Here is a 10,757-nt window from a genome sequence, read left to right as displayed (position 1 = left end):
GTATGGATATGCAGCCGCTTGTAGAGCAGCGAATGCAGGTAGCCGGACTTTTCGTTGAGGATGCCTTCCACTTCCGCGGCGTCGGCCGCCAGCACAGTGAAGTACACCTTGGCGTGCGCGTAGTCGGGGGTCAGCGTGACCGACTGCAGTGTGACGAGCCCCAGGCGGGGATCGCGCAGCTCACGCTGGATCATCTCGGCCAGGTCGCGCTGGATCTGGTCGGAAATCCGGAGATTACGGGAGGAGATACTGCCTTTCTTGGCCATTCAATACGCTTCTGTCGAGAAGGGCAGCGGCGGGCCAGTTGGCCCGCCGCCCGCAACACGCCTTACAGCGTGCGCGCCACCTCGGTGATTTCATACACTTCGAGCTGGTCGCCTTCCTGAACGTCGTTGAAGTTCTTGATCGACAAACCGCACTCGAAGCCTTGCTTGACTTCCTTGACGTCGTCCTTGAAGCGCTTGAGCGAATCGAGCTCGCCGGTATGGATGACCACGTTGTTACGCAGCACCCGCACCAGGGCGGTACGCTTGACCATGCCATCGGTGACCATACAGCCAGCCACCGCACCGATCTTCGGCACACGGAATACCTGGCGCACCTCGACCGTACCCAGCGTGACTTCGCGCTTTTCCGGAGCCAGCATGCCCGACATTGCCGCCTTGATCTCGTCTACCGCATCGTAAATGATGTTGTAGTAGCGGATATCGATGCCGTTGTTCTCGGCCAGCTTGCGCGCGCCAGCATCGGCACGCACGTTGAAGCCGATGATGACCGCCTTCGAGGCCGTGGCCAGGTTGACGTCCGACTCCGAGATGCCGCCCACGCCACCGTGCACGATCTGCACGCGCACTTCTTCGGTCGACAGCTTCTGCAGCGATTGCACCAGCGCTTCCTGCGAACCTTGAACGTCGGCCTTGACGATCAACGGCAGCGTCTGCACTTCGCCTTCGCTCATCTGCTCCAGCATGGTTTCGAGCTTGGCCGCCTGCTGCTTGGCCAGCTTGACGTCGCGGTACTTGCCTTGGCGGAACAGCGCGATTTCGCGCGCCTTGCGCTCGTCCGGCAGGACCAGGACTTCTTCACCGGCGGCCGGCACTTCGGACAGGCCCTGGATCTCGACCGGAATCGAGGGACCCGCTTCCTTGGTCGGCTTGCCGGTTTCGTCCAGCATGGCACGGACACGGCCGTATGCGCTGCCAGCCAGCACCACGTCGCCACGCTTGAGCGTGCCGCTGGTGACCAGAATGGTCGCGATCGGGCCCTTGCCCTTGTCCAGCTGGGCTTCCACCACCAGGCCCTTGGCCGGGGCATCCACCGGAGCGCGCAGTTCCAGCACTTCGGCCTGCAGCAGCACTTGCTCCAGCAGATCGTCGATGCCCGCGCCGGTCTTGGCGGATACCGGAACGAACGGCGAATCACCGCCGTACTCTTCCGGCAGCACCTGCTCGGCCACCAGTTCCTGCTTGACGCGGTCCGGGTTGGCTTCAGGCTTGTCGATCTTGTTGATCGCCACAACGATGGGCACGCCCGCCGCCTTGGCGTGGGCGATAGCTTCCTTCGTCTGCGGCATCACGCCGTCGTCGGCCGCCACCACCAGGATCACGATGTCGGTTGCCTTGGCGCCACGGGCACGCATGGCCGTGAAGGCCTCGTGACCCGGGGTGTCCAGGAAGGTGATCACGCCGCGTTCGGTTTCCACATGGTAGGCACCGATGTGCTGCGTAATACCGCCGGCTTCGCCCGCCGCCACCTTGGCACGACGGATGTAGTCCAGCAGCGAGGTCTTGCCGTGGTCGACGTGACCCATCACGGTCACCACCGGCGGACGCGGCAGCTGCTCGGCGTCGGTGTGGTCTTCGCCACCCACCACCAGCAGCGCTTCCGGATCGTCCAGCTTGGCGGCAAACGCCTTGTGGCCCATTTCTTCCACCACGATCATGGCGGTTTCCTGGTCCAGCACCTGGTTGATGGTCACCATCTGGCCGAGCTTCATCATCTGCTTGATGACCTCGGATGCCTTGACGGCCATCTTGTGGGCGAGATCCGCCACCGAGATGGTTTCCGGCACGTGCACTTCGCGCACCACCGGTTCCGTCGGCGCCTGGAAATTGGTGCCGCGATCATCCTGCTGGTGACGGTTGCCACGACCGCGCGGACCGCCGCGCCAGCCGCCAACGCCACCCGACGAATCGCCGCGAGTCTTCAGGCCGCTGCCCTTCTTCTTCGAGCCTTCGTCCTGCCAGGTCGAGGACGTACCAGCCTTCACTACCTTGCCGGTCTTCTTGTCGACGGTGGTGGTGGCGGTGGTCGTCGTCGTTGCGGGCTTCTTGTCGTCTTTCTTGACTTCGGTGCCCGGTGCCTTGACCGGCTTGTGCAGGGTACCGGTCTGCTCGGCCTTTTTCTCTTCGGCCTTGCGTTCCGACGGCGCCTTGAGCACGCGCGCCGGCGCATTCAGCATCTGCTGAATGGCTCGCGCCTCGGCTTCGGCGGCCTCGCGGCGCTTGCGCGCTGCGTCCTGCTCTGCACGCGCCTTGTCGGCAGCCTGCTTGGCATCGTCGGCGGCCTTCTGCGCGGCAGCGCGCTCGGCGGCCAGACGGACCTTTTCGTCCTCGGCCTTCTTGCGCGAGTCGTCGTCTTCCGGCGCCTTGGCGGTAGCGGCGGCGCGCAGGGCAGCGGCTTCCTCTTCCGCCTTGCGGGCGGCGAGCTCAGCCTGGCGGCGTTCTTCCGCCTCCAGTGCTTCCTGCTTGGCACGGCGCTCGGCTTCCTCGCGTTCAGCCGCCTCCTGGCGTGCCTTCGACTCGGCTTCCTGGCGTGCCAGCAACTCGGCCTGCTGACGATCTTCCTCTTCCTGGCGCGCCTGCTCGGCCGCATCGACCTGCAGGTCGGCCACGTCGTGGCCATCGGCGCCCTCGGGCGAAGCCTCGTCGCGCTTGATCAGGACGCGCTTCTTGCGCACCTCGACCTGCACCGTGCGAGTCTTGCCGGTGGAATCAGCCTGGCGGATCTCGGAAGTCTCACGCTTGGTCAGCGTGATCTTCTTGCGCGCGCTGTCATCGGCCGCCCCGTGCGAACGCTTGAGGTAATCCAGCAACTTGGTCTTGTCGGATTCGGTGATGATGTCGTCAGGCGTCACCTTGCCCACCCCAGCTGCCTGCAATTGTTCCAGCAGGGCAGCTGCGCTGCGGCTCAGTTCTGCGGCCAGTTGGGCAACTGTTGTGCTTGCCATTCAAACCCTTTCAATGCTCGGTTTATACGTCGGGACAGTCGTGTGCGGAATGCGCGCTCAGGTAGCCTGAAAAAGCGTTACGTGAGCGTGTCCCTCAGTTAAACCAATGTTCCCGTGCTTTCATGATCAGCGCGCGGGCGTCTTCCTCGCCGAGACCAACCATGTCGACAAGTTCGTCGACGGCCAGCTCGGCCAGTTCGTCACGCGTGTGGATATTGCCTTCAGCCAGCTTGCCGATCAGTTCCGGGGTCAGGCCGTCGAGCGAACGCAGATCCTGCGACACCTCTTCCACCTTTTCTTCCCGGGCCAGTTCCATCGTCAAGAGCGCATCGCGTGCGCGGTTGCGCAGCTCGTTGACGGTATCTTCATCGAAGGCGTCAATCTCCAACATCTCGCTGATGGGCACATAGGCCACTTCTTCCAGCGTGGAGAAACCTTCGTCGATCAAGATGTCAGCCACTTCTTCGTCCACGTCCAGCTTGGCCATGAACAACTTGCGCACCACGTCGCTTTCCTCGGCCTGCTTCTGCGCCGATTCTTCCTGCGTCATGATGTTGATCTGCCAGCCGGTCAGCTCGGACGCCAGGCGTACGTTCTGACCGCTGCGGCCGATGGCGACAGCGAGGTTTTCCTCGTCCACCACCACGTCCATGCTGTGCTTTTCCTCGTCGACAACAATCGACTGTACCTGTGCCGGCGCCAGCGCGCCAATCACGAACTGCGCTGGGTCTTCCGACCACAGCACGATGTCGACCGCTTCGCCGCCGATTTCGTTACGGACCGCGGTCACCCGCGTGCCGCGCACGCCAACGCACGTCCCGATCGGGTCGATGCGCTTGTCATGCGCCACCACGGCGATCTTGGCGCGTACGCCAGGGTCACGGGCAGCCGCCTTGATCTCCAGCAGGCCCTGCTCCATCTCCGGCACTTCATTCTCGAAGAGCTTGATCAGGAACTCGGGCGCGGTACGCGACAGCTCGATTTGCGGGCCGCGTGCGGYGCGATCCACATTSAGGATATAMGCSCGYACRCGGTCRCCGGTGCGCAGATTTTCCTTCGGAATGATCTGGTCGCGGGCCAGCAGCGCTTCCACGCGGCCGGACTCGACGATCAGGCCCTTCTTGTCGGCACGCTTGACCGTACCGGTCATGACCTTTTCGCCACGATCGAGGTAATCGTTGAGGATCTGCTCGCGCTCGGCGTCGCGGATCTTCTGCAGGATCACCTGCTTGGCGGCTTGCGCACCGATACGGCCGAACTCGACCGATTCGATCTGCTCTTCGATGAAGTCATCCAGCTCGATGTCCGCATTCTGCTCGCGTGCCTCGAACATGAGGATCTGCTTGTCCGGCTCCTGCAGGCCCTGTTCATCGGGGACCACAAGCCAGCGACGAAACGTCTCGTGCTCACCGGACTCGCGATCGATGGCGACGCGAATGTCCACGTCTTCCTCGAAGCGCTTCTTGGTTGCCGAAGCGAGTGCCGCTTCCAGCGCACCGAATACCACATCCTTGTCGACGTTCTTCTCACGCGCAAGCGCATCGACGAGCAACAGAACTTCGCGGCTCATTGCTTGTTCCCTTTTTTCTGATTTCCTTTGAAGTCGATCACCGGCACCAGGCGTGCGCGATCGACATCGGATATGGCGAATTCCAGCAGTGCCGTGCCATTCTGGCCTTCGAACTCGAGGCCGACCTGCTCCGCCCCCGGCTCGCCGGTGGGCGTCTGCAGGATGCCGACGAAATTCTTCTGGCCATTGATCGGCAGGCGCAGCGTGACCCTGGCTTCCTGACCCGCGAAGCGGACGTAGTCAGCCAGTTTCTTCAGCGGCCGGTCCAGCCCCGGCGAGGACACTTCGAGGCGCTCGTAGTCGATATTCTCGACGGTCAGCACGTGGGTAAGCTGGCGGCTTACCTTCTCGCAGTCCTCAATGACGATGCCGGTTTCAGGCTGATCGATATAGACGCGCATGAGTCCGCCCGGAGCGCGCTCGAGCTCAACCAGCTCGTACCCCATGCCGTTAAGGGTGGTTTCGATCAAATCTGCCAGATGCACTGTATTCCCGAATAATGGCCATCAATACCGTGGCAGACCCAGCCCACCGGCACGGCCGCCTTTGTTGGCGGCTTGCAGCCTGCTTGCCTGCCAGCCATCCCGACCGGCGCGCCGTGAAACACGGCAAGCACACGAAACGGGCGAAGCAAAAAAAAATGGGCGCAATGCCCATCATTCGCCCACCCTTTTACAGGATGACTTTTGAATAGACTTGGATTATACGCTGTCGCGATGCAAAAGGCAAAGGCACCAGGACTTGGCTTGCCAGGGGCGCGGCCCGGGCCGCGCTTTTCCTTGCGTGGCCGGCCCCGCGCGCACTGCCTTCCCTCGCTTTAGCGATTGCCGTCGCGGCCACCGCCGCCGCGAGGACGGCGATTGCCACTGGGCTTGCCAGCCTGCGGCATCACATTGCCGTTGGCTTCACCACCGCCGCGACGCTGGGAACGGCCTTGGCCGCCACCCATGCCACCCATGCCACCCATACCGCCCATACCACCCATCGGGCCCATGGGTCCGTTCGTGCCTCGGCTGCCCCGGCCACCGCCGCGCCCCGGACCACCAGGACCACGCGGGGAACCCGCCGCGCCACCGCCAAACTTCGTGGTATGCGAGGTGAGCAGCGTCGGGCCGCCGATATAACCCATCGAGGTCTGCATCGGATCTGGCTGACCCCGGCCTGCGCCACTACCGCGCGGGCCATTGTTCCTGTTGACGCGCGGCAGGCCATCCATGCCGGTCGGCATCGGCATGCCGGCAATGGCTGCCTCGGTGCGCTGCTGGCGACCACCCACCTTGGTGCCACCTCTGGGGCCGCCATCACCCTTGCCGGGCGCCTTCAGGCCGATGGACGCCATCAGCGCGCGCACGTCATCCGCGGCGAGTTCCTGCCAGCGGCCGCGCTTAAGGCCGCGGGGCAGCAGGAACTGACCGTACCGGGTGCGAATCAGGCGCGACACGGTCAGGCCGACGGCCTCGAACATGCGGCGCACTTCGCGATTGCGGCCTTCGGTCAGCGCGACGTGATACCAGTGGTTGATGCCCTCGCCACCGCCGTCGGCGATGCGCAGGAAATTGGCTTCACCATCGTCAAGCTTGATGCCATGCAGCAGGCGCTGGCGATCCGCCTCCGCCAGCTCGCCCAGCGTGCGGACCGCATACTCGCGCTCCACGCCGTAGCGCGGATGCATGAACTTGTTGGCGATATCGCCCGAGGAGGTAAAGATCAGCAGCCCTTCGGTGTTGAAGTCCAGGCGGCCCACGGCCACCCATTTCCCTGCCTTGATGCGCGGCAGGCTGTCGAACACGGTCGGACGGCCTTCCGGATCCGACTGGCTGACGATCTCGCCCGCCGGCTTGTGGTAAAGCAGCACGCGCGGCGGCTTGGTCGACACACGGCGATGGATCAGCTTGCCGTTGACGCGGACCTGATCGGCCGGCAGGATGCGTTGTCCAATATGGGCCGGCAGGCCATTGACAGAAACGCGCCCCTGCAGGATCAGCTCCTCCATCTCGCGGCGCGAACCCAGGCCGCCCTCGGCGAGCACTTTGTGCAGCTTGGGCGCATCGTCATCGGCCGAGAGCTCGCGCACCGGCTTTACCTTGGCACGCACACCGCTGGTATCTTCCTGGTCGTACTGGCCGGAGATGACGAAACGAAACAGGTCTTCGCCACCTGCGGCTGCAGCCGCGGGGGCCTTCTCGGGCACGCCCGGAGCCTGGCGCTGCGTGCCGCCCCTGCCTTTGTTTCCTTTGCTTGCCTGGCGCGGGCCACCCTGCTGCCCCTCGGCACTGCCGCGCCTGGCCGCGCCCTGCGGCTGCTGGCCTTGCTGCGGCTTGCGCTTGCGCGCGCCGTTGGAGTTGGCGCGGGCACCGTCGCGCTGGCGCTCTCCAGCGGCTTCGCCGCCGGTTTCGCTCGCACCTTCGGCAGTGTCGCCGCCGAACGCGCGGCGGCCTCGCGGCGCCGGGCGTTCGCCCTGCTGCTCGCCGGCCTGCACGGACTCGCCTTCGGCGGGCTTGCGCTTGCCGCGCGTACGCCCCTKTCTCACGCCATCGCCACGCGCGGATTGCGCGTCCGGTGCGGCTCCCGCGTCCGGACCGCCAGCGAAGGCAAGTGCATCGCCTTCCGCGGCACGCCCGCCATCGCGGTCCTGCGTGGCCTGGCGGCGCGTGGCCACCAGATTGCGCAGGCCACGGCGCAGGCCCTTGCGGCGCGGCGCGCCTTCGGCGCCATTGCCGGCATCGCCGGCCGGCGTATCCGCCTGGCGGACGTCTTGATCAACAGAATCGGACAAGGTATTCACATTCGGATGTTGCATGGTGTTCAGTTGGACACGCGCTCGTCGTGCTCGCTGGGGTGCGCCGGATTCGTCTTGGACGCCCCCGGGACTTCGGACTCCTGCTCGCCGGAGGCCACTTGCTCGTGGTAACCGTTGGCGGGTGCTTCCGTTTGCTCATTTGCTTCGCCGTCGTCGACGGCATCCTCCACGGCTGTGCCGTCAAGCCGCGCCCCCATGGGCCCGGCGGACACCAGTTCGCTCTCCGGCCCATCATCCGGCTCGGACACCGCGGGTACTTCAGCCTCGGGCACGGCTTGCGCTTGCACCGAGGCGTCCTTCTTTTCAAATGCTTCCACCAGTTCGGCGATGCCATCCGTGGCACCGGCATCGAGGACACCGGGGACGGAGCGGGTCAATTCGCCAGCATTGGACACATCGGCGACGGCAGCGCCAGCGCCGCCCGCAGGCTCCTCGCCGGCCTCCGCGAACGCTTCTTCGTCGCTTCCGGCCGGCAAAGCGGGCACAGTGCCCAGGGCCTCGAAATCTATGGGCTCCTGGTTCAGCAGCGCGGCTTGCGTCTGCGCCTGGACATCCTCCAGCGGCGGCAACTCATCTAGCGAGCGCAGGCCAAGGTCATCAAGGAAGTTCTTGGTGGTAGCGTACAAGGCCGGCCGGCCCGGTACGTCGCGGTAGCCGATCACCTCGATCCAGCTACGGTCCTCGAGCTTCTTCACGACTTCGGTGCTCACCGCAACACCGCGGATTTCCTCGATATCGCCCCGGGTGACCGGCTGCCGGTAGGCGATGATCGCCAGCGTCTCCATGACCGCGCGGGAATATTTCGGCGGCTTTTCAGGATTCAGCCGGTCCAGGTATTCGCGCATGACGGGGCGGCTCTGAAAGCGCCAGCCGCTGGCCAGCGCCACGAGTTCCACGCCGCGCTGCTCCCAGTCGCGGCGCAACTCTTCCAGCAGCACCCGAATGGTGTCGGCACCGACGTCGTCGGCAAAAAGCCGGCGCAAGTCATTGACGCGCAAGGGTTCCTGCGCACAAATCAGCGCGGTCTCGAGGACGATCTTCGCCTCTTGGGTATTCATGTGATTGCGTGCAGCCTGTCTTTGCACCTGCGCCCCGGACAAACCCGGACGCACTGGAGATTGCGGGTTCAGCGGTTGGAATTGCCACCGCCATCTGACCGCGCAGCCAACCACAATGCTTGATGCATGCAGTCGTGCGCTTTCTTTTTTGCATCGGGTGCCGGACCTGCCCGGCAGGAGATCGCCCGGCCACCGGCTTTACCTGCCGGTCGACGGAGCCCTTGCGTCGCGCCTTCCCCCTGATGTGGCGGACCTGTCCGGCACGACGTCCGTCGCTCCGGGTGCAAGAAAAATACGGATATCGGGCCTGCTTGGCCTATTTCACCCCGCCCTGCCGTGGCTGGTCTTTTGAACCAAATAATCTTTTGAACCGGACGGCGGATTGGGAACGGTCCCTGGCGGTAATACGTGCTGGAGGGTTCCTGGCATGCATCCCCGAGTGCGAATGCTACCTGACGATGCCACGATGAAATACGCTGCGCGATATCGCTGTTCTTGCGATTGTATGGCATTCCCTGGCAAACCTGCAACCGATTCACACAGGCATCTGCCCGACAAAGTGCGTAATGCGCCATGAAGCGGCGTATCAGAAGACCAGACAGAAGCCGTGCGCGGCCAGYGTCTCTGGCAAAAGCAGCGCGCGCGCCACCCCGACGACACCAAAGGCAGCCACTGCCAAACCGGCAAGGGTACGTACCGCCGGGCGGCGCGACCACTGCCTGAGGTAGCCGGACAGGCCCGAGATAACCAACAGGTTTGGCAAAGTGCCCAGTCCGAACACGGCCATCACCAGCGCACCCGAAGGGGCGTTCCCGGCCAGCAGCGCCATCGCCAGGGCGCCATAGACCATGCCGCATGGTACCAGCCCCCAGGCCAGCCCCATGCCGTAGCGGCGCAGCAGCCGCCCCTGTGGCAGGCCCAAGGGCGCCAGGCGCACGCCCACGGCGGCAAGAAAACGGAGCAAACCGCCAGCGCCGCGCGCGGCAAACCGCTCCAGCCAGCCAGCCCCCACGGCGCGCCCACGCAACATCCATAATCCCGACATCACCAGCATCATGCTGCCGATTCCGAACAGCCAGCGCTGCAGCGGCAAGTACTGGGCCTTCCACACACCGGCGCCCAGGGTACCCAGCAAGGCGCCCAACAGCGCATACATGCTCAGCCGCCCGGCATGCATCACCAGGAGTTCGAGCAGCCAGTGGCCTGGCCGGCGCAGGATGGTGGCCGGCACACGGGCCGTGCCGCCTTGCTCGGCCGCAAGCGCAATGCCGCCACACATGGCCGCGCAATGCACACCACCTAGCAAAGCCAGGGTAAAAACGCTGAAGAGCACGCCTACGGTCAACTTCTCCTCCCAATCACATCGCCTGGCGCGGTAAAATGCGCCCTACGCGCCCCCGCGACTCCAAGAGGCGCTATCAACATGAAGCCCAGCGCCCGCGCACATCCGCGCAATCGCAAATCATGACGACGGGCACGGCAGGCGGCGCCACGCAGATGGCAGGCCCCGCCAGACCCGCGCCAGGCTAATGTGGATAGCGCTTCCAACCGACAGCTCTCAACGTCAAGCTTTCAACTCAATGCGCCTGCCACACGCGCTTGAGTGATTGCGCTAAACCGACAGGCCCCAATTGCTAACATCCATTCCCATTACCGAGATGTCGCCCCGCTGCTCCACTTGCTCGCTGGGACAGCTCTGCCTGCCCGTCGGCATGTCGCAGCAGGACCTCGAAAAAATGGATTCGCTGGTGCAGGAGCGCGTGCGCGTACGCAAGGGCGAGACCCTGTACCGCCTCGGCGATCCGCTCACCGCCGTCTATGCGATCCGCTTCGGCACGCTCAAAACCCACCTGACGATGGAAGATGGCCGCTCGCAGATCACGGGCTTCCACCTCCCCGGCGAAGTCGTCGGGYTCGACGGCCTTGGCGAAATGCAGCACGCGTCCGACGCCACCGCCCTTGAGGATACCGAAGTTTGCGTGGTGCGCTTCGGCGACCTCCAGTCGCTGTCCGGTGCGCTCCCGTCGTTGCAACATCAGTTCATGCGGCTGATGAGCAAGGAAATCTCGCAGGACCAGGTGATGCTGATCACGCTGGGCT

General features: G+C 64.5%; 8 protein-coding genes. 1 reads left to right on the top strand and 7 read right to left on the bottom strand.

Going from position 1 to position 10,757, the window contains the following annotated elements:
- The 7 genes from rbfA to AC1DKD_RS33885 form a co-directional block, all read right to left on the bottom strand.
- A partial coding sequence (gene rbfA, locus AC1DKD_RS33915; RefSeq protein WP_477144244.1) for a 30S ribosome-binding factor RbfA occupies window positions 1–266 on the bottom strand: 266 nt, incomplete at its 3' end.
- 62 nt (window positions 267–328) lie between these two features.
- The gene (gene infB / locus AC1DKD_RS33910) at window positions 329–3,229 is read right to left on the bottom strand and encodes a translation initiation factor IF-2 (protein WP_035867869.1); all 2,901 of its coding nucleotides are present in this window, start codon (window positions 3,227–3,229) and stop codon (window positions 329–331) included.
- 94 nt (window positions 3,230–3,323) lie between these two features.
- Entirely contained in the window at window positions 3,324–4,799 is a 1,476-nt protein-coding gene (gene nusA / locus AC1DKD_RS33905; protein ID WP_477144243.1) for a transcription termination factor NusA, read from the bottom strand.
- Complete coding sequence (gene rimP, locus AC1DKD_RS33900; protein ID WP_441632187.1) at window positions 4,796–5,284, bottom strand: ribosome maturation factor RimP; 489 nt, start codon at window positions 5,282–5,284, stop codon at window positions 4,796–4,798. Before rimP ends, nusA begins: the two co-directional genes overlap by 4 nt.
- A gap of 332 nt (window positions 5,285–5,616) precedes the next feature.
- Window positions 5,617–7,599 (bottom strand): 23S rRNA pseudouridine(2605) synthase RluB, encoded by a 1,983-nt coding sequence (gene rluB / locus AC1DKD_RS33895; protein ID WP_477144242.1) that lies wholly within the window; start codon window positions 7,597–7,599, stop codon window positions 5,617–5,619.
- Between the two features lie 5 nt (window positions 7,600–7,604).
- Complete coding sequence (scpB, locus tag AC1DKD_RS33890) at window positions 7,605–8,657, bottom strand: SMC-Scp complex subunit ScpB (protein ID WP_441632183.1); 1,053 nt, start codon at window positions 8,655–8,657, stop codon at window positions 7,605–7,607.
- Window positions 8,658–9,243: 586 nt separating this feature from the next.
- Window positions 9,244–10,002 carry a sulfite exporter TauE/SafE family protein gene (locus tag AC1DKD_RS33885; RefSeq protein ID WP_441632181.1) on the bottom strand — a complete coding sequence of 253 codons (759 nt, stop codon included), beginning with the start codon at window positions 10,000–10,002 and terminating at the stop codon, window positions 9,244–9,246.
- Window positions 10,003–10,288: 286 nt separating this feature from the next.
- Here AC1DKD_RS33885 and AC1DKD_RS33880 point away from each other — a divergent pair.
- Window positions 10,289–10,757, top strand: a 469-nt coding sequence (locus tag AC1DKD_RS33880) for a cyclic nucleotide-binding domain-containing protein (protein ID WP_477144241.1), incomplete at its 3' end; no start/stop codon positions are given.

This window comes from Cupriavidus sp. 05T313 (assembly GCF_056396665.1).
Note: the sequence above shows the minus strand (reverse complement) of the source record. Positions and strands in the feature narration are given on the sequence as shown.